The 22,972-nt window shown below is 68.2% G+C and carries 21 protein-coding genes and 1 pseudogene; 13 read left to right on the top strand and 9 right to left on the bottom strand.

What is annotated here, in order from left to right; all coding sequences use genetic code 11:
- Positions 1–59 precede the first annotated feature (59 nt).
- The 9 genes and pseudogenes from WG898_RS01830 (at position 60) to WG898_RS01795 (ending at position 8,383) form a co-directional block, all read left to right on the top strand.
- On the top strand, positions 60–446 hold the full coding sequence (locus WG898_RS01830; RefSeq protein WP_339601073.1) for a tautomerase family protein: 387 nt from the start codon (positions 60–62) through the stop codon (positions 444–446).
- A gap of 22 nt (positions 447–468) precedes the next feature.
- Positions 469–2,478 carry a dipeptidyl-peptidase 5 gene (locus WG898_RS01825; RefSeq protein WP_339601072.1) on the top strand — a complete coding sequence of 670 codons (2,010 nt, stop codon included), beginning with the start codon at positions 469–471 and terminating at the stop codon, positions 2,476–2,478.
- A 151-nt stretch (positions 2,479–2,629) separates the two neighbouring features.
- The gene (locus tag WG898_RS25275) at positions 2,630–2,812 is read left to right on the top strand and encodes a hypothetical protein (RefSeq protein ID WP_444718895.1); all 183 of its coding nucleotides are present in this window, start codon (positions 2,630–2,632) and stop codon (positions 2,810–2,812) included.
- A pseudogene (locus WG898_RS01820) lies at positions 2,813–3,280 on the top strand (type 1 periplasmic-binding domain-containing protein); the annotation flags it as partial. It lies immediately after the preceding gene.
- Between the two features lie 64 nt (positions 3,281–3,344).
- Positions 3,345–5,360, top strand: a complete 2,016-nt coding sequence (locus WG898_RS01815) for an ATP-binding cassette domain-containing protein (protein ID WP_339601071.1) — start codon at positions 3,345–3,347, stop codon at positions 5,358–5,360.
- A gap of 122 nt (positions 5,361–5,482) precedes the next feature.
- Positions 5,483–5,965, top strand: coding sequence for a P-loop nucleotide/nucleoside kinase family protein (locus WG898_RS01810; protein ID WP_339601070.1), 483 nt, complete (start codon positions 5,483–5,485; stop codon positions 5,963–5,965).
- Between the two features lie 733 nt (positions 5,966–6,698).
- On the top strand, positions 6,699–7,064 hold the full coding sequence (locus tag WG898_RS01805; protein WP_339601069.1) for a hypothetical protein: 366 nt from the start codon (positions 6,699–6,701) through the stop codon (positions 7,062–7,064).
- Positions 7,045–7,497 (top strand): phage holin family protein, encoded by a 453-nt coding sequence (locus WG898_RS01800; protein ID WP_339601068.1) that lies wholly within the window; start codon positions 7,045–7,047, stop codon positions 7,495–7,497. Before WG898_RS01805 ends, WG898_RS01800 begins: the two co-directional genes overlap by 20 nt.
- Positions 7,498–7,516: 19 nt before the next feature.
- Positions 7,517–8,383, top strand: coding sequence for a lipocalin family protein (locus WG898_RS01795; RefSeq protein WP_339601067.1), 867 nt, complete (start codon positions 7,517–7,519; stop codon positions 8,381–8,383).
- Here WG898_RS01795 and WG898_RS01790 read toward each other — a convergent pair.
- From WG898_RS01790 to WG898_RS01760, 7 genes are all read right to left on the bottom strand, one after another.
- Complete coding sequence (locus WG898_RS01790; RefSeq protein WP_339601066.1) at positions 8,365–8,589, bottom strand: hypothetical protein; 225 nt, start codon at positions 8,587–8,589, stop codon at positions 8,365–8,367. The genes WG898_RS01795 and WG898_RS01790 overlap by 19 nt on opposite strands.
- A gap of 33 nt (positions 8,590–8,622) precedes the next feature.
- Positions 8,623–8,784, bottom strand: a complete 162-nt coding sequence (locus WG898_RS01785) for a hypothetical protein (protein WP_339601065.1) — start codon at positions 8,782–8,784, stop codon at positions 8,623–8,625.
- Entirely contained in the window at positions 8,781–9,266 is a 486-nt protein-coding gene (locus WG898_RS01780; RefSeq protein WP_339601064.1) for a hemerythrin domain-containing protein, read from the bottom strand. The genes WG898_RS01785 and WG898_RS01780 overlap by 4 nt, the downstream gene beginning before the upstream one ends.
- A gap of 264 nt (positions 9,267–9,530) precedes the next feature.
- Positions 9,531–11,690 carry a catalase gene (locus WG898_RS01775; RefSeq protein ID WP_339601063.1) on the bottom strand — a complete coding sequence of 720 codons (2,160 nt, stop codon included), beginning with the start codon at positions 11,688–11,690 and terminating at the stop codon, positions 9,531–9,533.
- Between the two features lie 177 nt (positions 11,691–11,867).
- Positions 11,868–12,650 (bottom strand): PEP-CTERM sorting domain-containing protein, encoded by a 783-nt coding sequence (locus WG898_RS01770; protein WP_339601062.1) that lies wholly within the window; start codon positions 12,648–12,650, stop codon positions 11,868–11,870.
- A 112-nt stretch (positions 12,651–12,762) separates the two neighbouring features.
- Complete coding sequence (locus WG898_RS01765; RefSeq protein ID WP_339601061.1) at positions 12,763–13,938, bottom strand: OmpA family protein; 1,176 nt, start codon at positions 13,936–13,938, stop codon at positions 12,763–12,765.
- 56 nt (positions 13,939–13,994) lie between these two features.
- A complete protein-coding gene (locus WG898_RS01760; protein WP_339601060.1) occupies positions 13,995–15,890 on the bottom strand; it encodes an Ig-like domain-containing protein in 1,896 nt (631 codons plus the stop codon).
- 158 nt (positions 15,891–16,048) lie between these two features.
- On the opposite strand from WG898_RS01760, the gene WG898_RS01755 reads away from it, so the two are divergent.
- Positions 16,049–16,450: a M56 family metallopeptidase gene (locus WG898_RS01755; protein WP_339601606.1), complete on the top strand. Its 402-nt coding sequence runs from the start codon at positions 16,049–16,051 to the stop codon at positions 16,448–16,450.
- A gap of 333 nt (positions 16,451–16,783) precedes the next feature.
- Positions 16,784–17,086: a hypothetical protein gene (locus tag WG898_RS01750; RefSeq protein ID WP_339601059.1), complete on the top strand. Its 303-nt coding sequence runs from the start codon at positions 16,784–16,786 to the stop codon at positions 17,084–17,086.
- Positions 17,087–17,511: 425 nt separating this feature from the next.
- On the opposite strand, the gene WG898_RS01745 is transcribed toward WG898_RS01750, so the two are convergent.
- Together WG898_RS01745 and WG898_RS01740 are read right to left on the bottom strand one after the other, a co-directional pair.
- On the bottom strand, positions 17,512–18,714 hold the full coding sequence (locus tag WG898_RS01745; RefSeq protein WP_339601058.1) for a metallophosphoesterase family protein: 1,203 nt from the start codon (positions 18,712–18,714) through the stop codon (positions 17,512–17,514).
- A gap of 154 nt (positions 18,715–18,868) precedes the next feature.
- Positions 18,869–21,286, bottom strand: a complete 2,418-nt coding sequence (locus WG898_RS01740; RefSeq protein ID WP_339601057.1) for a tetratricopeptide repeat protein — start codon at positions 21,284–21,286, stop codon at positions 18,869–18,871.
- A 73-nt stretch (positions 21,287–21,359) separates the two neighbouring features.
- Between WG898_RS01740 and WG898_RS01735 the strand changes: the two genes are divergently transcribed.
- On the top strand, positions 21,360–21,851 hold the full coding sequence (locus WG898_RS01735) for a hypothetical protein (RefSeq protein ID WP_339601056.1): 492 nt from the start codon (positions 21,360–21,362) through the stop codon (positions 21,849–21,851).
- Between the two features lie 121 nt (positions 21,852–21,972).
- Entirely contained in the window at positions 21,973–22,971 is a 999-nt protein-coding gene (locus tag WG898_RS01730) for a protein kinase family protein (RefSeq protein WP_339601055.1), read from the top strand.
- The last annotated feature ends 1 nt before the right edge of the window (position 22,972 follow it).

Below are 22,972 nucleotides of genomic sequence, written 5' to 3'. Positions count from 1 at the left end.
ATTGTCGTCTGCCTGATCCAATACCATCACGTCCCTCACTGACCAGCCCAAGCCAGCCCATGCCCATCGCAAAAATCGAGGTCTGCCGTCCGCGTACGAGCGAGCAAGTTGCGGCACTCATCGAGGCCGTCCACCAGGCGCAGCAGCTGGCGCTGAAGGTGCCCGAAGACGACAAGCAGATTCGCTATATCGAGCACAAGCCCGAGCATTTCCCGGTGCCGCCCAGCAAGACCGCGAACTACACGCTGGTGGAAATCCAGATCTTCCCCGGGCGCTCGCTGGACGCCAAGCGCCGGCTCTATGCCGAGATCGCGCAGCGCTTCGGCGCCCTGGGCATTCAGCCCAGCGACATCACCATCGTGCTGCACGAACCGCCGCTCGACAACTGGGGCGTGGGCGGCAAGCCCGCATCCGAGATCGAGCTGGGTTTCAGGCTCGACGTTTGAGGGCGGCGCTAGGATGCTTCGCATGCCCAACAAGAAGCCCGGTGCCTCCAGGCGCTCCCTCGACATCGAGGACCTCTGGTCCTTGCAGCGCATCGGCCAGCTGGCCCTGGCCCCCGACGGGCGGCGCGCCGTGTGCACGCTTACCAGCAGCATGGCCGAGAACCGCTCCAGCAGCAGCCTCTGGCTCTTGCCTACCGAGCGCGCCGCGCCGCAGCGGCTCACCCATTGCGGCGACAAGGACGGCCAGCCCGCCTGGTCGCCGCGGGGCGACCAGATCGCCTTCCTGGCCCGGCGCGAGCAGGATGGCGTGAAGGACGAGACGCCCCAGCTCTACCTGATCTCGCCCGACGGCGGCGAGGCGCGGCGCGCGAGCCGCTTTGCGCCCGGCATCGAATCCTTCAAATGGCTGGTCGACGGCAAGCGCATCCTGTTCGCCGCCTGGGTCTGGCCCGGGCTCAAGGGCGCGGCCGCGCAGGCGCGCCGTTACCGCGAATTCAGCCAACGCAAGGAAAGCGGCTACGCCACCAGCGAGGCCTTCTACCGCCACTGGGATCACCACATTCCGCAGGGCCGCGTGCTGCATCTGCTGCTGCTGGAGCTGGCCACCGGTCGGGTGCGCGATCTGTTCGAGGGCACGGCCTACGAGCTGCCGCGCGACGCCGCCGGCAACGAGGTCTACGACCCCTGCCCGGATGGCCGCCGCGTGGCCTTCCAGCATGACCCGGCACGCCCGCCCCTGCCGGGCAACCGCCTGGCGCTGGCCGAGATCGACCTAGGCACCCGCCGCATCAAGCCGCTGGCCGACGATGCGCAATGGGATTTCGGCGCGCCGCGCTACCGGCCCGACGGCCGTGCCCTGGCCTGCACCGCCGCACATATCGGCCATCGCCACACAGCCCTCCAGCAGCTCGCCCTGGTGGGCCCGGGCCGCGGCTGGCGCTTGGCTGACGAGCATGCCGATCTGCATGTGCAGGCACCGCTGTGCTGGGCCAGCGATGGCGCGGCGCTGTTCTTCAAGGCCGAGCAGCGCGGCCGCTGCCATCTATGGCGGCATGGCCTGGCCGGGCAGGCCCTGGCCATCGTGCACCAGGGCGGCTGGGTGCAGGGCTTCGACATCGCTGGCGACATGCTCGTCACCGCCAGCGACAGCGCCATGCATCCGGTGCGCGTGCAGGCACGCCATGGCGCTGGCGCCGCGCCGCTGCGGCTGGAAAGCTTCAACGACGCCCTGCTGGCGCAGCGCCGGCTCGGCGAGCTGCGCGAGCTAAGTGTCAGCGGCGCCCTCGGCGAGCCGGTGCAGCTGTGGCTGACCCTGCCGCCGGGCTTCGATGCCAGAAAAAAACACCCCGTGATGCATGTCATCCACGGCGGCCCTTTCACCGCCGCCGGCGACAGCTTCAGCTACCGCTGGAACCCGCATGTGCTGGCCGGCCGCGGCCATGTGATCGCACAAGTGAACTACCACGGCTCCAGCGGCTTCGGTTTTGCCTTCCGCGACAGCATCATGGGCCGCCAGGGCCAGCTGGAGCTGGAAGACATCGAGGCCGCGAGCGACTGGCTGCTCAAGCAGCCCTGGGTCGACCGGCGGCGCCTCAGCGCCACCGGCGGCAGCTATGGCGGCTTTCTGGTCGCCTGGATGAATGGCCATGTCAAGCCTGGCCGCTACCGCAGCTATGTCTGCCATGCCGGTGTGTTCGACCGCATCGCCAGCTTCAGCGCCGACTCCTATATGGAGCGGCCGCGCGACCTTGGCGCGCGCTACTGGGACGATGCGCCCAAGGTGCTGGCCCAGAGCCCGCACAGCGCCGCCGCGCAGATGCACACGCCCACCCTGGTGATACACGGCGCGCTCGACTACCGCGTGCCCGACTGCAACGGCCTGGCCTACTACAACACCCTCAAGGCGCGCGGCGTCGATGCGCGGCTGCTGTGGTTCCCCGACGAGAACCACTGGGTGCTCAAGCCGCAGAACTCCCGGCTCTGGTACCGCGAATTCCTGGACTGGATCGTGGCGCATGAGGGCAGGCCCTGATTCGTTAAGGACCCTCTGCATAACTCCCATGGGAGTTATGCAGAGGGTCCTAAATGCAGCTTTGGAATACTTTCGAGCCGAAACATCAATTGTCTTGTTGAGCCGCGCTCCCTAGACTTCGGCCCTTCAAACGATGCCGGAGCGCTGCCCCATGCCTAGCGATGCGATCAGCAAACGAGCCTGTCTGAAGCTGGCGCTGGCAGCCGGCCTGGGGACCGTGCTAGGCCGCGCGCATGCCGCCCAGGCCCTGGGCTTCAAGCTGATCAAGATCGCGGCGCCCGATGGCGACCGCCTGCTCGCCGCCGTGGACAGCCTGGCGGCGCAGCGCGCGTAAGGCCTGGCGGCCTGCGTGCCCGATGTGAAGCTGGGCCCGGCCCTGGTGGCGCGCACCCGCCAGGCCGGGCTGAAGCTGCTCACCGTGGACGACCGCCCAGGTGAACGGCGCGGGCCAGCCCATCGAGGCCGTGCCCCATGTGGGCATCTCGGTCACGGCCATCGGTGAACAGGTGGGTGAGGCCCAGCTGACCCAGCGCCCGCTGCAGCGCCAGTGGATCGCCTTGGGCCCCAACGACGAATCGGTGCTGGGGGCGGTGCGCGCCGCCGAGGGCAAGGGTCTGAAGGCCGAGCGCTTCATGGGCGTTGGCATAGGCGGCAGCGGTGCCGCGCTGAGCGAGTTTGCCAAGGCCGAGGCGAGCGCCTTCCAGGCCACCGTGATGATCAGCCCGCGCCGCTGATCCTCACCGCCGGCGAGTTGGCGGACCGCGGCAACGTCGCCCAGGTGCGCGCCCGCCTGGGCCTGTGAGGATGCCGGTCCAGCCCGACCTGGCGCCGGACGCCGGCGAGCTCTGCGGCTCGGGGGGCAGGTCTTGCGGCTGGCGAGCGCGGCCGAGGGCCTGCGCAGCGGCATCGCGGTGATCCACCAGGAGCTGCAGATCGTGCCCGAGCTGACGGTGCAGAAAGACCTGCTCCTGGGCCGGCTGCCGCAGCGCTGGGGCTTGGTGCGCCCGGCCCTGGCCACGCGCCAGCTGAGCGAGCGGCTGCAGCAGATGGGCATGCAGCTGGAGCTGGGCGCGCGCCTGCGCGATCTCTCCACCGGCCAGCGCCAGATGGTGGAGATCTGCAAGGCCTTGCTGCGCGACGCCCAGGTGATCGCGCTGGACGAGCCCACCAGCTCGCTCTCGCACCGCGAGGCCGAGCAGCTGTTTCGCCTGGTGCGCGCGCTGCGTGCGGCCGGCAAGGTGCTGACCTATGTCTCGCACCGCATGGACGAGGTGTTCGAACTGGCCGATGCCGCCACCGTGCTGCGCGACGGCCGCGTGGTGGCCGAGTTCGCCAGCCTGCAGGTCCTGCAGCGCGGCGCCCTGGTGCAGACCATGGTGGGGCGCGAGATCGAGGATGTCTACCGCTGGCGGCCGCGCGCGCTGGGCCCCGAGCGCCTCAGCCGCCAGCGCCTGCCGCTGCCGGCCAGCCTCGCGCCGCGGCGCGGCGAGATGCTGGGCCTCTTTGGCCTGGTGGGCGCGGGGCGCAGCGAGCTGTTGCGCGCCATCGACGGCGCCGACCCGACGCTGGCCGGGCGCGTGCTGCTGGATGGCCAGGCGCTGCCGCCACAACGCTCCGGCGCAATGGCCGCCGCGATTGCCGCCGGCCTGGTGTTCTGCCCCGAGGACCGCAAGCAGGATGCCCTGCTGCACGGCCGCTCGGTGGCCGAGAACATCAACATCAGCTGCCGCCGCCATGGCGGCTGGCTGGGTGGTTTTGTCACCGCGCCCAAGGCCGAGCGGCAGCTGGCCCAGCAGTTCATCGAGCGCCTGCGCATACGCTGCAGCGGCCCCGCGCAGGAGGTGCAGCGCCTCTCAGGCGGCAAGCAGCAGAAGGTGGTGCTGGCGCGCTGGCTGGCCGAGCGCGGCGTCAGCATCCTGATGGTGTCCAGCGAACTCAGCGAGGTGCTGGGCCTGGCCTTCATCGTCTCGGGCGGCCAGGCGGTGGGCATCGTGCGCGACGACTTCTTTGCCCTGGGCTCGGAATTCTGGCCGGGCCTGCCGGTGCCGGTCTGGATCATGCTGGCCTTTGTGGGCCTGTTCGCGCTGCTGCTGAACCGCCGCGTCTATGGCCGCAACACCTTGGCGATAGGCGGCAACCCCGAGGCCGCGCGCCTGGCCGGCATCCCGGTGGCGCGCGTGCGCCTCACCATCTTCACGGTGCAGGGCCTGGTGGCGGCGGCGGCGGGGCTGATCCTGGCCTCGCGCATCAGCAGCGGCAAGCCCAATGCGGCCCATGGCTTCGAGCTCAACGTGATCTCGGCCTGCGTGCTGGGCGGGGTCTCGCTGATGGGCGGGCGCGCCTCGATCAGCTCAAGCAGCGCGGCCAGGCGCGCCACTGAGGTGCTGCTGGCGACGACCACCTTGCCCGGCACGCCGGACGAGGCGCGGGCCGGGCTGAAGCAGCGCATCGGCCAGCGTGCCGCGGCCCTGGTCGAGCCCGGCGACAAGCTGCTCGTCGACGCTGGCACCACCACCCTGCAGCTGGCGCGCCAGCTGCGCGGTGCGCAGGCGCTCACGGTGATGAGCAACGGCCTCGACATCCTGTCCGCCTACAACTTCGACAAGCTCTTCCTGGACGTCGGCGGCCTGGACCTGGGCTTTGGCATCAGCACTCACAGGGAGCAGGAGGCGCGCCTGAACCGCGCCATGATGGCGCGCGCGCACCGCACCATCGTGCTCACCGACTCCAGCAAGTTCGGACGCATCGGCCTGCACCGCATCGGCGGCCTGGCCCAGGTACACACGCTGGTCACCGACGCCGGCATCGCCGCACATGATCGCGAGGCGCTGCTGCGGCTGGGGGTGGAGTTGCTGGTGGAGGAGGGAGAAGCGGCCGCTTGATACGTGCTGCGCGCCGCATCTCCTTGGATCAAGCAAGGCAGCCCTATGATCTGTTAGGCTTCAGATTCATCAGCAATGGCTCAATAGCTGAATAGCTCTCTTTCTTTATGGCGCTGGTTCGATTGATTGAAGGCCCGGTCGGGGCAGGGAAGTCCACCTACGCGATGGCGCTGGCGGCGCGCACCGGCGGCGTGCACATCGCCCTCGATGCCTGGTTTGCCGGGCTTTACAGCCCGGATCGTCCGGCCGGGGATTTCATCGCCTGGTACATCGCCCGCAAGGAGCGCCTACTGGAACTCATCTGGCTGCACAGCCGTGCGCTGCTCGCCGCGGGGGTGGATGTCATCCTGGAGTTGGGCTTGATCCAGCGCCAGGCGCGCCTGGCGTTCTGCCGCCGGGTCAGGGACGAAGGCTTCGATGTGCTGGTGGTGGAACTCGATGCGCCCAGGGAGCTGCGGCGCGCACGCGTGCAGCAGCGCAACCAGCAGCAGGGCGAAACCTTCGCCATGCCGGTGCCGGATCACATCTTCGAACTCGCCAGCGATCTGTGGGAACCCTCGGACGAGGCCGATCGGGAAGAGTTCGAGATCGAGTACCGGGGCTGAGCAAGCGCTGCAGCCATGCTTTGCCCGATGTGGTGGGGCAAGTGGCCGACCGGTTCTTGCTCAGGGGTGATGCGTTCCCGAGATCGCCCGCCCACTTGATTGGCATGCATCGAGGATCTCGTGAGAACTGCGCAACAACGCAGCAACGCGCGGAGGATAACGGCAAGCGGGGAGATGGTCACGCTTGCATTAATGCCAGGGGCATTGGCTCTAGTGGAGCGGACCGATTGCCTTGGACTCCAAGTTGATCAGCTTGAGCTGTAGTCCTGCCGTTGCCTCGCGAAACACCACTGCTGACTCGTCGAAAAAATGCGGCAACGATAGCCTGTAGACCAGGCTCCCCGGCCAAGAGTTGCATCAGCGCATGCTGGCTAGACGCGGCCAGCTCGCGCCACTGCGCGAAGCGCATCCCGGTTTCCTTGCTGAACAGGCGGTGCAGCGTCGCCTCGGCAAGGCGTTCTCCATCCCAGCAGTGTTTCTACGGGCCGACGCGGGCCTTGTGTGCGAAGCAGGCCAGCTCGCTCATATGGCATTCCACCGCGCCAACCACGTACGCCAAAGGCAAGCCACGCCTTGCGTGGTGTGGGAACTCCCTTGCACGGCGTGCAACGCTGCATCGGTGCGTTTTCGAACAGACGCCTAACGCCACTGGCTCGCAACATGCTCTGCCAAGCCTTGTGGCTCGGCGTGGACGTCCGTCCGCTCTATCCCAACCGGAATGAATCTCATGACCATGACTACCGAACACCTTCCCTTTGCCAACAGCGACAAGGCACTGCATGGTCAGCTTGCGGATGTCCCCAACACCTCGCTCCTGCCCGAAGGTGAGAAGAAGCCGGCCATCGAACTGATGAACCGCGTGGTGCGCGGCGCGCATGACACGATTGATCGCCTGGCGGAGAACGCAGCGCCCCAGGTGCAACGTCTGGGTGACGGTGTTGCCGGCGCAAGCGAAACCCTGCATGCAAACGCCGACCGCCTGCGCGAGACCCGCGACGAGTGGACCGCCAGTCTGCGCAACACGGTGCGTGAGAACCCGCTGGCCACGGTGCTCGCCGCCTTGGCCCTGGGCGCATTGATTGCGCGCGTCAGCCGCTAACGCGCGCACCATGTCTGCGTCACCTGAACCGTCATGGCTGGCCTCCTTGCAAGCTCTGGCGGGAGACTTGCCAGGGCTGTTCAGTGACCGCATTGAACTGCTGTCACTCGAGCTACGTCGCTTCGGTCTGGTGCTGGCGCAGATGCTGGTGCTGCTTGTCGCCGCAGCGATTCTGGCCGTGACGGGATGGTTGGCGCTGTGCGGTGCAGCCACCGGCGCGCTGATGCTGCTGCTGGGCCTGCACTGGGCCAGCGCCTTGATGCTGGTGCTGCTGTTGAACTTGCTCGCCTGCTGGCTGCTGCTCGCGCGGCTGCAGGTATTGGCGCCACGCCTGAACCTGGCGGCAACACGCCGCCATCTCACCGTGCAGCCGCCGCAGGCAGCGGCACCAGCCACGCCAACACCAGAGGTGCCTGCCAATGTCGCGACTTGAGAACCGGCCCACGCTTGCCGTGCTGGAGCAACGCATCCAACTCGCCGAGCAGCGCCTGATCGCGCGTGAGGAGCGGCTGCGTCTTCGCTGGCACTCAATCGTTGCGCGTACCCAGCGCGCCACCGAGCCGCGACGCTGGGTTCTGCCCATGCTGGGCGCAGGCCTGGCCTTGCTGACGGGCTGGCGGCATGCGCGAAGTGAACGCCGTTCCGCTTCGCATCGCCCGCCCGGCCGAAGGCCCATTTCGCCAGTCCGGCGTGCGCCGCCCTGGCTGCGCAAGGCCTTCTTCATGCTGTGGCCCATGCTCCCTTCGACCTGGCGGGCGCGATGGGGTCCGGATGCCCGTTCCATGCTCGCCGCTGCCGCCATGCCACTGTTCGAACTGCTGATCCGGCCGCGGGCGTACCTGCCATTGGGCACGGTCGAGTCGGTGGACCTGGCGCGATTCGTGGGCAGCTGGTACGAGCTGGCGAGCCTGCCACAGGCGGCAGATGGCGCGTGCCTGGGCCCGCGCAGCTTCAGCTATGCCCTTCGTGGTGATGCGATGGACGTGACCCAGCGTTGCCGTGGCGCTGGCGACGGGCAGGACCCGCGCGTGCAGCATGGCCTGGCATGCCAGAGCGACGGCGGCGCGCCTGGTGCGCGTTGGAAGCTGAGTTGGCTGCCTGCATGGTTGCGCGGCTTGCCGTTTGCTTGGGCGGACAGCTGGATCGTCTACCTGGACGCCGACTATGCCGTGGCGATGCTGGGCAATCCTGCGCGCGACCATCTTTGCATCCTTGCGCGAAAAGCCGAAATTCCCGGCGAGCAGCTGCAAGCGCTGGTGACGCTTGCGCGCGAGGCGGGCTTCCCGGTCGAGCGGCTCCGCTACTTCGGGCCTGGCTGAGTCCGGGGCTTTCGCTTCGCGCTGCCGGCCTTGGTCGGCGTGACGGGCCTGCGCATGCTCTCGGTCACGGCCTGCTGCAGCGCTACTTCAGCCTGGCCTTTGAGTTGCGCCGCTGCCTGGCCACGCAGAGTCGCTGCCGCGCGGTGGGCTGCGCTCAGCCACATGCTCATGTAAGGGTTCTTCTTCAACCAGGGAATGTTCGCCATGGCGCCCTCCCTGTACCTGCGGCCCTTGGGGTATCACGCATCTTCAAGATGCAGCCCCTCGAAGCCGGTGAAAGAAAACAGCGCGTGCTCAACGCTGCGCAAGGAGAGCCACAGCCAGAGCCATGCGCCAAAACCAGTCACCGACAGCGCCGCGATCGCGGCAAACAGCGTTGCGGTGATGGAGAGGCCGCTCATGCCAGCGCTGCCAGCAACTCGGCCTTGCGGGTGGCCATGCGGGTGCCGAGTTCGGCCAGGTCCAGCTTGGCAGCCGCGGCCTTGGCGAACATCTCGCTCTGCTCCTCCTTGATATGGTGCTTCACGTACTCCGACAGCACCTTCACCTTCGCGTCGTAGAGCTCGCCGTTCGGTGTCTGGCCTTGCAGCTGGGCCAGCAGGTTTTCGACCCCGGCGTGCTCCACGGTCGCCTCGGGGACCAGCAGCTTGTCCTTTAGTGCCGCCTTGACGGCGGGGTAGAAGATCTCTTCTTCGAGCTGCGCATGCACGCTCAGTGCCTTGCACAGCGCAGCCACCAGGGCCTGCTTGCTGCTGACGGTGCTTGCCTTTCCGTAGTCGGCAAAGAGCCGCTCGACGGCGGCGTGATCGGCCTTCAGCATGGCGATCGCGTCATGCCCGGATGCAGACGCTTTCGTCGCAGGTTTGTGTTTGATGATGGTCATGGAGAGTCCTAGGTAAAGGGTAAGAAGAGCGCACTCAGTGCACGCACAGGGAGATACCGATGGCAGCTCTAGGCAAAAAGACAGCAGGATCAGCGAGAGCGAGGCCGCAGCGGCAGGCGAGATCCCGAGTCGAAGGTGGCGGGTGTTGCTGGCGCCGCACATCCACTGAAACTCCCCTGTCTGAGACCACTCGGGTCTGCCGTATGGCCACCTTAGACCGGCAGGGCGTTCCGGTCTGTGCGAGGGCGTACCAAGCGCCGCCGGCTACTCGCGCGCGCTGTGGCGATGTGAGGCGACGGCGGCGATGAAAGCGGCCAGCGCCAGCTCCAGCGAGCTGCCGACCGTGGTGACGATGCCCGGGTCGGCCGCGCCTGATGCCAGCTTCAGCGGGGCGCCGGCCGCGGCCAGCAGGGCGAGCGAGTCCGGCAGCACCAGCATGGCCTTGCCGTGTCGGTACTGATCGGCAATGAACTCCAGCGCCTTTGGCTGTTTGGCCAGGTGCGCCGCGGCGAGTTCGCCGTCCGGCAGGGCGAGGGCGTCGAACAGTACCGATGCCGCGTTCTCGAACGAGGCGTCCACCGCGAGTGGCGTGCCCTCGGACGTTGTGACCGTGCCGATACGGGCCGCGATCAGGCATGGGCGTGCGCCCGCCGCCGCCAAGGCTTTCTGCAACTGTGCAAGGGCCTTGCCGTCCAGGCCGTCCGCCACCAGCATGGCGACCTTGCGCGTGCGGATGCCCCGCTCGCCGGGCAGGGCGAGCAAGGACAGCGCGGGCGAGCGTGTGACTTCGGCCGCGGCCGGCTGTTCCATCGCCATCGGCAGAGGCGCCGGCAGCTCCATTCCGAGGCCGCTGGCCACGGCCTGGGCCAGTTCCTGCGACACGTTGCGCAGCGAGGCCAGCATGCGCGTGCGAATTGCCGGCACCCCGACCTTGCTCAACTCGAAGCGGAATCCGCCGACCAGGTGCGCCTTTTCGCTGCTGCTCTGGCTTTCGTAGAACAAGCTGGCCTGGGTGTAATGGTCGGCGAACTTCTCCGGCTTGCCGCGCAGCTTGCTCTCGGCCACCGGCTGCGGGAACGATACGAAGCCAGCCGGGCCGGCCTGGAAGGGGCAGCCGCCGCCCAGCGAGTTGGGTTCGTAGGCCACGCGCCCGCGCGGCACGCCCTGTTGGTGCTGACCATCGCGCTGGTTGTTGTGCACACCCGCCAGCGAGGCATTGATGGGCAGGGCATGGAAGTTCGCCCCACCGAGGCGCGAGATCTGCGTGTCGATATAGGAATGGATGCGCCCGGCCAGCAGCGGGTCGTTGCTGAAGTCGATGCCGGGCACCACATGGGCCGCGCAGAAGGCCACTTGCTCGGTCTCGGCAAAGAAGTTGTCGGGGTTGCGATTCAGCACCATGCGCCCCACCGGCGTGACCGGCACCAGTTCCTCGGGGATCAGCTTGGTGGCATCCAGCACATCGAAGCTGAAGGCCTCGGCCTGCGCCTCGGTGAAGATCTGCAGCCCGAGCTCCCACTCGGGGTAGTCGCCGCTCTCGATCGCGTCCCAGAGGTCGCGGCGGTGGAAGTCGGCGTCGGCACCGGCGATCTTCACCGCCTCGTCCCAGACCAGCGAGTGCGTGCCCTGCAGCGGCTTCCAATGGAACTTGACGAACTGGGCTGCGCCCGCGGCATTGACGAGCCTGAAGGTGTGCACGCCAAAGCCCTGCATCATGCGCAGGCTGCGCGGAATGCCACGGTCGGACATCACCCACATCAATGTGTGCGTGGTCTCGGGCATCAGCGAGGCGAAATCCCAGAAGGTGTCGTGCGCCGAGGCTGCCTGCGGCATGCCGTTGTGTGGCTCGGGCTTGACAGCATGGATCAGGTCCGGAAACTTCATCGCGTCCTGGATGAAGAACACCGGGATGTTGTTGCCCACGAGATCCCAGATGCCCTCGTCGGTGTAGAACTTGACCGCGAAGCCGCGCACATCGCGCGCCGTGTCCGCCGAGCCGCGCTCGCCCGCCACCGTCGAGAAGCGCGCAAACACCGGCGTGACCTTTCCGGCCTGCTGGAAGGGGGCGGCGCGGGTCAGCGCGGGCAGCGCCGCGTAGGCCTCGAAGTAGCCGTGCGCGCCCGAGCCCCGCGCATGCACGATGCGCTCGGGAATGCGCTCATGATCGAAGTGGGTGAGCTTCTCGCGCAGGATGAAGTCTTCCAGCAAGCCAGGGCCGCGCAATCCGGCCTTCAGCGAGTTCTGGTTGTCTGCGATCTGCACCCCCTGGTTCGTCGTCAGCGCCTGGCCAGCGCCGTCGCGGCGCGATGGGGTCATCGCCGCGATGGCCTGGGTGTGCGCCAGTGGCTGCTTGGTCGTGGCATCGACGGCACTTGAGCGTTTGCGCATGGGTGCCGTGGCGCCCGCAGACTTGACTTGTTTCATCCAGGATCCTTTGCAGCTGCCCGGCATGCGCCCCGCATGCACCTAACGCCGTCTTGTAGTTCCCGTATGACGCTGTGTCTGTGCGCTCCCGTACAAGCTATTTCTCCGGTATCCGGCCGCTGCGCCTGGGCAAGAAAAAAGACCCGCGCATGCGGGTCTGGATCCAGCTGCCTAGGCTTAGGCGTTATTGCGGCGCCGCGCGAACAGGCGAAGTCCGGCTAGACCAGCCAGCATCAGCGCGTAGGTTTGGGGCTCGGGCACGACCTGCACATTCATCGTCGTGCTGTTGACCAGGGAGGCGCCGTTCCAGGCTTCGAGCGTGACGCTGTAGAGGCCCGGCATGTTGACGTTGAAGATCCCGCCCGGGGTGTCGGCAAAGCGCACGTTTTCGGAATTCTGGAAACCGATGAAGGCCCCGGGAGCGATGGCATTGTCCGCCCAATAGGTTTCCGGATTCACAAAGGCGTAGTTGGTGGCAGCACTGGGGTCGTGATCGATGCCAAGCCGGTAGGTCAGGCCCGACAGGTTGCCTGAGTTGACCGAAAACTCATAGTTCCACATCGCTTTCGGGGCGCCGGTGCAGCTGGCACAAAGGCCGGGGTCGGCCAGGTAGGTGCCGCTCGAGCCGTCGATGGTCGCGAGCGTCTCGCGATTCTTGGCACGCAATGCAAGCTCGATGCCGCTGTCGGTGGAGATCGTCCAGTTGCCGTTGGAATTGCCGCTGCCGAAGTAGACGCCGGGTGACACGACGTCACCGTAGGTCGTGACGGCCAGGGCGCCCGATGATGCCAGGGTCATGGCGCCCATGGTCGCGGCGAGAGCAAAGTTTGGATGGATTCGCATGGCGGAGCTTTCGTTGTTGAATGCCGGGTCCGAGGAATTCGGCTTGCCGACACAAGAGGCATCAGGTGCGCGTACCCGCCTGCCATTGGTGCGTACATTCGTGCGATGGACCGACATGCACGCGTACCTGATCTTCAAACGATAGGTTGTGCCCAACAGCTGGTCGGTGCGGCAACGTACCCAGCGGCGCGCTGCTGCGCGGCGCGTGCCCGCACCACGGCCATTGCGCTCAGCGTGTGCCGGTGACCTCGATCTCGACACGCCGATCCGGCTGCAGACAGGCGATCAACTTGCTGTTGGGCTGGCTGCCCCTGCAGTCTTCGGGTTTGGTGATGGGCACGGACTCGCTCCTGCCCGCCGCATTGATCCGGCCACTCTCGATGCCGCCGGCGCTGACGAGATAGTCCTTCACCGCCTCGGCGCGCCGCTGCGACAGGCGCTGGTTGTAGGCCGTGCTGCCCAGGCGATCGGTGTGCCCTTCGACCGTGATGACCTCAAACTGCGTGCGCTTGGCCTCGGTGGCAAAACGGTCCAGCGACGCCATGCCTTCGGGCTTGATGGCGAACTGGTCGAAGCCGAACAGCGACTCGGCCGAGAAGCTGGCACGCTGGCGGGGTGCCGGTGGCGGCGCCTGCACCACGGGCGGCGCGGCCGGCGCCATCACTGGCGGGGGCAGGGGCGCCGGCGCGGGTGCCGGGGCGGGCGCCATGTACACGGGGGCGGCCGCCATGCGCGGCGCCGGCGCCGCGGTGCGGCCGAAGGGAAATACCAGGCTCACCGACACCAGGTTGACCCCGCCGCGGTTGCCAACCGCGTCGTTGACGCGGAAGCGCTCCGCCTCGGCTCGCAGCAGGAAAGAGGGGCTGAATTCATACTGCACACCGGCGCCGAACTTCGCCTGCGTACTGCGCGCGCTGGGGTCGGGGTTGGTCACCGTCACCGCACCGCCGCCGGCGAAGTGATCGCGTGCCCGCGTGCTCTGCACGCCCAGCCGGCCCAAGAGCGAAAAGCGATCGGTGAGGGGCAGGGTGCCCACCAGGTCGAGATGCAGGCCCTGCAGCCTGATCTGGCCGGCCAGGCTGCCGGCCGGCGTCGTGGTGGCGGCGAAGCCAAACTTGCCCAGGTCCACAAAGCCGGCCTCGACGCCAAAGTTGCGGCTGAGCTGGTAGCCGCCGAAGACACTGTAGGCCCGGCCACGCTCATCGCGGCTGAAGTCCGTGGTGACCAGGCCGGCGCTGGCCAGGCCGGCAGTGATGCGGTCCTGGTCAATGCGCGCGCGGCTGGCCCCCACACCCAGGCCGCCGTAAAGATAGCCACTGTCCTGGCCCAGGGCGAGTGCGGGCGCCGCCAGTACCGGGCTCAGTCCGGCCAGGAGGCACAGTCGCAAGGCGGCATGCTTGTTCATGTTGGGCTTTCGGTTCGCAGCGAGGCGCAATGTTGCATGGAGAGCGCTTGTCATGATCAAGGCGCCACGATGGTGGTATTGACCAGCGTCACACTGGCGTTCAGGCCGATGGCGCGACCCACCAGGGTGGTCTGCTGGGTCTGGCCGGCGGTGGAAATCGTCACGCCGGCGGGCGCGATGATGGTGCCCACCATGCTGCTGCCGGCTTCGATGCGCGCCGCGCTGCCCACCTGCCAATACACATTCCTGGCCTGCGCGCCGTTCAGCAGCAGCACCTGGCGTGGTGTGGCGGGAAGGCCAACGGTCAGGGCTGCGGCACTCTGGAATACCCACACCGCATTGACGTCGCCCTGGGCGTCCAGGTTCAGTGCACCGCTGGTGACTTCGAAAGTGCCGCCTGCCGCGGTGTACACGCCTGGGGCCAGCACCAGGCCACCGAGTTGGCCGGCGCCAGGGTCGCTGCCAGGCGGCATTGCTGCCAGGGTGTTGTAGGCGGCTTGCGCATCATTGCGCGCCTGTGTCGCAACGGCCAGGGTGGCGTTGGTGCCGGGTGCGGGTGGGCCGCAGTTGATGCTGCCGTTCACGGCGCCGCTGTTCAAGGTTGTCTCGGTGTAGACGTTCGCGGCGTCGTGGAAGCCGGTGATGAGACTGCAGGCTGCCGTTGTGCCGAGGTTGCCGGCCACCACGGTGTTGATGCCTTGGTTGGTGACGCCGGCGCCGCCGCCGAATGCGCCGAACGAGGCCGCGGTGCCCAGCGCCACGGAGCCCTGGCAGGCCTGTGTGCCGGACCCAAAGGTCCAGGTGCGGCTGCTGGCCATCGGGTTGCCGGCCAGGTCCTTCACGCCGGCGCTGCCACCCAGGACGGTCACGAGGTAGTTGTGGCTGGGGGTGAATCCGGCCGCAGCGCTTGGCGCAAAACTCGCTACGCCATTGGCCGCGTCGTAGCTGACGAGGCCTGCCACGGCCACGCCACCGTCGCTCACGCCGAAGGTGCTGGCGGAGATGGTGCTGGCATCCATCGGCTCGCTGAAGGTGGCGCTGACCGTCTTGCTGAGGCACGCCAGTGTGCTGCCGTCAGCCGGGCCGACGGTGGTGATGGTGGGTGGCGTGGCGTCCGCTGCGGCGCCGGTGCTGAAGGTCCAGACATGGTTGCCCGCGTTGGGCAGCAGCGCCGTGTTGCCGGCCAGACCGTTGCCGGCCAGGTCGGTCGCGGCGCTGGTGATGCTGACCGTGAACAGGCTGTCACTCGCCAGGTTGCCCGGTGCAGCCGGCGTGAATACCGCCGTGCGCGAGGCCGCGTTGTAGCTCACGCTGCCCGCCACGGCCGTGCCAGCGGTGGTGTTGCGCAGCGTGAAGCTGGTCGCGTTCAAGCTGTTTGCCAGCATCGCCTCGCTGAAGGTGGCACTGACCTGGCTATTGGTGGCCACCGCTGCGGCGCCGCTTGCCGGTACGGTGAAGACCACGGTCGGGCGCGTCACGTCCAAGGCAGCCGCCGTACCGGTGACAAAACTCCAGATGTAGGCATTGGCCAGGGCGATGCCAGCGCTGTCGCGGATCGCCGCGTTCAGCGTGGCCACGCAGGTGGTGCTGGGCGGCAGCGCAGCGGCCGGCGTCAAGGTGGCCGTCCGCGTGGCGTCGTCATAGGCCACGGTGGCCGTCAGCGGCGTGGCACTAGGGCAGGCCAGTGTGAAGCTGGTGGCCGTGATAGAGGTTCCCTGCATGGGCTTGTTGAAGGTGGCCCGCACCAGGATGTGGGTGTCCACGCCCGTCACGATGGGCGTGAGGTTCTGCGGCATCGTGGCGCTCACCGCCGGTGTCAGTGCCGCGCCGGGGCTGCCCAGGATCGGGTCAAGCCCGCCGCCGCATCCCGCGAGTGCAAGCACGGAGGCAAGCAGCCATTCGGCGCCAAACTGCTTGCTGGTGCTGCCGTGGTGTTTCTGAATCGGGCTCATACAAATGTCCTTGTGGCACCAAGAGATGCGGAAGATCCCTGGTGAGTTGCATTTGTAGAGCGGGGCCGATTGGGCGTCTGTGCTGCAGCGTACACAGGGCATGGCGTGGATACTGATCTCCATCCAGTGGTGCTGGCTGTCCAGCGCGCTGGCCGCCGATCTGCAGCGACCAGCGCTCGCCGAGCGCGTCTGCGCGCCGCCAGGACAATGCCCGGAATCTGCTCGCCGGCGGGTTGCTGGCGCTGCAATGGTTCAAGCCGCTGGCCTGGTGGGCGCATGGCCGGCTGCGCACCGACCAGGAACTGGCCTGCGACGCGGCGGTGTTGCCAGATTCGGAAGACGCCGACCTGCCGCGCTATGCGCAGGCCCTGCTGAAATCGCATGGCGCGCTGGCGGCGCCTGCCCTGGCCAGCGGCTGGGCGCTGCGCCATCCCTTGCCGGAGCGGGTGCGCCTGCTGCTGGATGTGTCTTGCCAGCAAGCCCAGTCGAGCTGGGTGCATCAGCAGCTGCGCGTGGAGATCGCGCCTTGGCAACGCGGCCAATACAGCGAGACCATGTAGGCCTGCCCATGGGCGATGGGTGCATGGGCGTGATGCTCTGCCATTTCTCAGACAACACGCTGCGCCCCCTGGCGCAGCTTCTCAAGGCCGACTGCAGCACCCCGCTGACCGAGCCGGCTCGGCGGTGAGGGCGTGAGGGGAAAGGCCGCTTGCGGGCGGGTGCTGGATCTTGCAGTAGAACTCGGGCGCGTCGCGGCCTATGCTGACTTTGGCGCATCGCTCGATGCTGCCCCGTCGCAGGCCGGCGCGCCGGATCGACGGTTCATCGCGCCCCTGCTGCGGCCGGAGAAGCGTTCAGACCGGGGTGTTCGGATTTCTCAGCAAGGAGACCTCATGACCGCATATAACGTCGTTCGCTTCAAGGTGAAGCCCGGGCTCGAGGAAGCGTTCGTGAACGAGCACCGGCAGGCAAACTTTGAGTTTGCGGGCATGCGCAAGCTCGCCCTGGTCAAGACCGGCGAGCGTGCCTATTGCGTGATAGGGGAGTGGGACGGCATGGACAGCATCGTCAACGCGCGGCCCGGCATGGTGGCGGTGCTGGACCGCCTGCGCGGCATGCTGGAGGACCTCGGCAACGGGCTCGGTGTCACCGACCCGGTGTCGGGCGAGGCCGTCGTCGAGTTGAGCGGCGCTTGATTGATGGCGGGCGCGCCGCAGAGGGGGGCGGCCCTGAGCGAGGCGGCATCCGGTCGCATGCGGCCGCGGCGAGCAGCCCTGGGGCGCAAGCGTGGCGGGTGGCTGCTGCGGCCCGGCTGCGCAGGCCCTCGCTGCGCTCATTGCGCTCAGACAGGCAGCGCCAATCCAGTGCTTGAGGCGCGCGAGTACGCGCGCGGCCACAAGGCGCTGTGCTGCACGGCAGCGCAAAGGGCCTTCGCAACCTTCCGCCCAGGGCTTTGCCAGCACCGCTGCTCGCGCGCGCTCCTCGCGGCGCGGGGGGTGCTTCGAGTACCTGCCGGCCTGGGCCGCGGCGCGACCGCACTTTCTTGGCAACGCCTCTGATGTTTCCCCGCCTATTGGCGAAGAACCACAACCTTGCGTTGCGCCGCCGCGCTGGGCGCGCCTCAGAGTGAGGGCTGGATGCGTTGCCAACTGAAGGGGCCGAAGCGGGTGGCCGTATCGGCCGCCTTGGTGTCGTAGCCGGGATCGATGCTGAGCTTCAACCACTCCAGCGGGCTGGTGCTGCCATGCACTACCAGGCGGTGAAAGTTGCTCACGCGGTAGCCATGCGGCTGGTTGGCATAGGCGTCGTCGCTGCAGGCCGAGGCGGCCGCACCGGGGCTGGGCTCGGTCAGGCAGGGGGCGGCGGGCATCAGGGGGTTGTCGGAGCGGAAGACATGCGAGTCGCCGTTGAGCAGCAGCACGGGCTTGCCAAAGGCCTTGGCACCGGCGGCGATCAGGTCGATGAACTGGCGGTACTCGGCCACATGGCTGGGGGCGTTGCCGTCCAGATCCCACATATCCGCCTGCAACTGGATCACCATCGCGTAGCTGTTGTCGCTGGTGGCGCGCTTGAAGGCGGCATCCAGCCAGCGTTTGTTGGCCGCGCTGCGTGCGGCCACTTCCTGGGCTTGCGCGCTGCTCATTGCCGGCGCGCCGTACCAGGGGTCGGTGTCGTTGTTGGAACCACCGGGCACGTTCACCGCGACGAACATCACGCCCTCCTTCTCGAACCAGACGTTTTCGGCGTAGGCCGTGTCGCTCGGGAAGGCGGCGTCGGCCTCCTTGGCCTGGCTGTGCAGGGGCATGGCGGCGCCCTGCGAGCTGCCGGGCGAGGCGAAGAAGATGCTGCGCACCAGTTGCAGATTGGCAATCGGGTCGCCGCCGGCCCAACTCAGCAGCTGGCCATTGGCATCGCGCTTGTGGTCGATCTGGCCGGTGGCGGCGTTGTAGCTGCCGCCGCCTTGCTTGACCTTGTGGCAGTCGGCCCATTCGTTGTCACCGGGGGTGTAGACCATGGGCTTGCCGAGGGTCTTCCAGTCGTTGGCGATGGCCTGGTCGTAGGCCTCGGTGCAGTATTGCTTGCCGGAATGGATGTCGCCCACATGCAGCACCAGCGAGATGTCGGCATCGCTGCTCAGGGCCTTCAGAAAGGGCAGGTGCAGCGCGCTCTGGCTGGTGTCGCTGGGGCCGCTGCCATAGGGCACGTCGCCGATCACGGCCAGAGCCTGCTTGGTGGGTAGCGCATCGCCGCCGCCGCAGGCGGTGGTGAGCAGGGCAAGGGTGGACACGAGCAAGAGGCCGAGTGGGCCGACGGGCTGTTTCATCAATGGGGTCCTGGGCGGTGAGGGTGGCGTGCCGCGCCAAGGGGCGCAGGCCGGGGCGAGACTAGGCTCGCACCGTGACACTGGCGTGAAGCCGACCCGCCCCGTGGCGGGGCCGCCGCAGACTCGGCGCGGCCATCCGCCTCCCCTCAGCCGCTCAGTTCGCCAGCATGGCCCGCTCCACCGCCGGCAACTCATGCACCGAGACCCACTCGGACTTGTCGGCGCGGAACAGGTAGCTCGGTCCGTCGCGCTTGATCGACGCGAGCGTTGCCTTGGCCGCGTCGCCCTGGCCCAGGGCCTGCTGGGCACGGGCCTGCACGATCAAGGCCAGGTCGCACCAGGGGTACGGCTTGAGCACGGCCTGGGTCTTGCGCAGCGCGCCTTCGGCATCCTGGGCCTGCAGGCTGATCCAGGCGTCCAGCGCCCGCAGCGTGGGGTCGGTGGCATCCAGCAGCAGGGCTTCCTTGAGCTGAGCGGCGGCGGCGTCGGCGCGGCCGGCGCGCAGCAGGTCGCGCACATAGTCGGCGCGCAGCGCCACCAGGCCGGTGCGCAGGCGCAGCACCCGCTCGTACTGGGCAAAGGCCTCGTCCCAGCGCTGCGCCAGCGCCAGCGTGGCGGCGCGGCCCCACAGGCCCTCGGGGCTGTCGGCCTGGTAGGACAGTACTTTGGCATAACTCGCCAGGGCCGCGTCCACGTCGCCCTGCTTGCGCTGGTAATCGGCCAGTGCCAGGTCGACGCGGACCTGGTCCTCGCCCTTGAGTTCGTCGCGCCGCCTGCCCAGCTCGGCGATCACCTCGGCGAGCGGCTGGCCGGTGTGCCACAAGGCCTCGGCGGCGGCGGTCTTGATGCCGCCGCTCAAGGGGTGGCGTTGCAGTGCGCGCTGGGCCAGCGCTGCGACCGGCGCGCGTTCGCCTTTCAGCGAAATGCCGTAGAGCGCGGCGCCCAGCACCACCTCGTCCTCGGGGGCCACCTGCAGCGCGCGCTCGAAGCGGGCCAGCGCGGGGGCGAGTTCGCCGTCTTCGAGCTGCTGGCGCGCGCCGTTCACCAGCGCGATCGGCAGGCTGGCCTGCACGTCCTGCTTGGCCATCAGCCGGCGCTCCAGCGCCTGCAGCTCGGGGTCGATGCTGGCGAGGCGCTCGCGCACGATCTCGCGCGGGTCGTAGGCATCGCGGCGCGGCGAATGCAGCGCATTGGCGCCCTCGGCGAAGTATTCCCAGACCGAGCCGCCGGCATAGCGTGAAAGGAAGCCATTGCCGCTGGCGGCGTCGCGCTCCTTGGCGCGGCGGTACAGCTCCTGGATCTCGCGCCATTGGTCGGCGGTCAGCACGCCGTGCACCTGGTGGCTGAGCTCGTGCAGCACGGTGTTGTAGCGCTCGAAGATGGAGCGCTCCACATCCTCGATGCCGGTGACGGTGTGGTGGCCGCCCATGCCGCGCACATCGTCCCAGAGGCGCGAGTCGTACTCGATGCGCGCGTCCTTCAGGGCCTTGGCCCCCGGGGTGTCCGAGAGCTTCATGTAGAGCGGCTTGATGTAATGGCTGGCGCCGCCCTCCACCAGCAGGGGGATGAAGGCCTGCCAGGGCGCGATCGAGAGCGCCACGCGCTTTTGATGGCGCGGCGAAAGCTCGGCCCAGTTCAGCACATAGCGCTCGATGGCCGGCACCGTTGGCATGGCGGTGGCGGCAAAGCGGCGCTCGTCGGCGGCGCGGTGCACGCTCTGCAGCATGCGCTGCGACTCCAGCGCCTTGGCCAGTACCGCATGCGCGCGGCCCAGGCCGGGGCTGCGGCGCAGCGCGGCAAAGGCGTGGTCGCGCGCGGCCTCGAAGCGGGCGGCGGCGAAGGCGTCGGAGGCCCGGCGCACCAGGGCCGTCGCGTCCTGGAAGGCGCCGGCGTCGGCGGCGGCAAGTTGCGTGTAGTTCTGGCGCGCATAGCCATTGCCCAGCAGGTAATGCGCGGCCTCGTGATAGGGGTTGAGCTTGACCGCCTGCTCGGCTGCGGCGATGGCATCGTCGGTGCGGCCCAGGCGTATCAGGGTGTCGGCCAGGGCCTGGTAACCGTCGGCCGTGGGCGCGGCGGCGAGGCTGGCGCGCAGCTGCTGGTGCGAGGTATCGAAGTCGCGTTGCTGGTAGGCCAACTGACCCAGACCCTTGAGCGCGGCGGCCCTGTCATCCGCGGAGCTGGCATGCTGCAGCGCGCCGTCGAAGCATTGCTTGGCGCGCTCGAAGTCGCGCGTCTCCAACGCCAGCCGGCCGGCCTGCTGCAGGTCCACCGCGGCGCGGTTGGCGGCCAGGCGGGTGCGGCGGTCCAGCTCGGCCATGTCTTCGCGCACCCACAGCCATTGGTAGATCAGCGCGCGCTCGGCCCGGCTGGGCGCTGCCTTGGCCAAGAGGGGCTTGATGAGGGGCGCGGCGCTGCGGTAGTCCTGCTGCTGCAGCAGGGTGGCGAGGCGCGCGCTGGCCTGCGCGGCGGGCACGCTGGCGGCCATGGCGGCCCGGGCCGGCAGGCCGAGCAGGGCGGCTGCCAGGGCGCAGCTGATGACGAGGGCGGTGTTGCGGTGATGAGGATGCGGCATGGGCACTCCGGGGTCGGGTGCGGCATGCTAGCCGGAGGCGCAGCCTCAATCGGAAGTCAGCGCCACTGTCGGCGTGTCCATCCCCCTCCAGGGTGCTGCCGCGCAGCGGCGACGGCAGGCAGAATCCGCCCGCTCGACATTCCTAACAGCAACTGCCGCCGCCATGCGCCCCACTTTTCTTAAACTTGCGTTCGCCCTGTTGGTCGGCATGGTCGCCTCGCATGCCCAGGCTGAAGGCGAATTGCCGGAGGCGGCGCCCGCGGCGGCGTCAGCGCCCGCCGGCGAGGCCGGCAAGCCCGGCAAGGCCGCCAGCTACTGCAGCAAGATGGCCAATCCGGAAGTGCCGGTGATCCGCTGGGTGGGTGATGCCCGCTTCACCCTGCTCGCCGAGGTGAAGGATGGCAAGGTGCGTGACATCCAGTACACCGAGATCAAGACGAGCCGGGCGATCCAGGCGACCGCCCTGCTGGGTTTGATGGGCAGCATCGAGGTCGCGCTGCGCCAGGGCTATGAATGCCCCGGCGATCATGTTTTCAAGCAGGAGTTCCTGTTCCGCATCAGCTGAGCAAGCTCGGCCCTAGTCCATTGCCTTGCAGCGGGGCTTGCAGTTTGCGTGCATGGCCGCAACTTCACGCACCATGATGCTTCAGAGTCGAATCAGGAATAGCGAGCGGATCGACGCAGCCTTGGCGCGCCTCGGCGACGCGCAGTTGCTGCAGCAATTGCGGCAGTCGAAGCCGCTGGGCGATGGCATTGGCGGCAGCGGCCGACTCCTTGTGATCGATGGCTACCCGGTGTTTGCCAAGCTGGTGCCACTGTCCGAGCTGGAAACGGTGCCGAGCCACTTCCGCGCCACGAGCAATCTCTTTGAGCTGCCGCCGCATCTGCATTACGGTGTGGGCTCGCCGGGCTTTGGCGCCTGGCGCGAGTTGGCGGCGAACGAGCAGGCGAGCGCCTGGGTGCGCGGCGGGCGCTGTGCCAGCTTTGCATTGCTGCACCACTGGCGCGTGCTGCCCATGCGCGACGCGGCGCGGGCGCAGGCTGATGAGATTGAATCTGCCGTGGCCTACTGGCATGGTGACGCGGCCCTGCGTGCCCGCCTGCAGGCCCTGGCCACGGCGCGCGCGAGCCTGGTGCTGTTCCTGGAATATGTGCCACAGACCCTGGCCGAGTGGCTGCCGCAGCAAGCGGCCGCGGGCCGGCTTGATGATGCCTGCGCGATGGTGGAGGGCGAGCTGCTGGCGGCGGTGCGCTGCATGGGTGAGCACGAGATGCTGCATTTCGACGCGCATTTCCGCAACATCTTGACCGACGGGCGGCAGCTCTATCTGGCCGATTTGGGTCTGGCCAGCTCGCAGCAGTTCGAGCTGTCAGCCGCCGAGCGTGCCTTCCTGCAGCGACACCGGCAGCACGACCGCGCCTATGTCGCCACGCAGCTGGTGAATGCGCTGATCAGGCTGCTGGCCTCGCCCCAATCGGTGCAACAGCGTGCGCAGCTGCTGGGCCGCTGTGCAGAGGGCGTGCTGCCGGCAGACATGCCACCCGTCGCCGCGGCCCTGCTGCAGCGGCATGCCGCGACGGCGCTGGAGATGAACGCCTTTTACGGCGCCCTCTACGGGCAGAGTCGCCTCAGCCCTTATCCGGCCGAAGCGCTCAGGCGCTGCCTACAGGACCTCAGCGACTAGG

This window comes from Paucibacter soli, from assembly GCF_037482845.1.
GTDB classification, from domain to species: domain Bacteria; phylum Pseudomonadota; class Gammaproteobacteria; order Burkholderiales; family Burkholderiaceae_C; genus Paucibacter_B; species Paucibacter_B soli.
The sequence above is the reverse complement of the archived record's forward strand: the minus strand, read 5'-3'. Positions and strand labels throughout refer to the sequence as shown.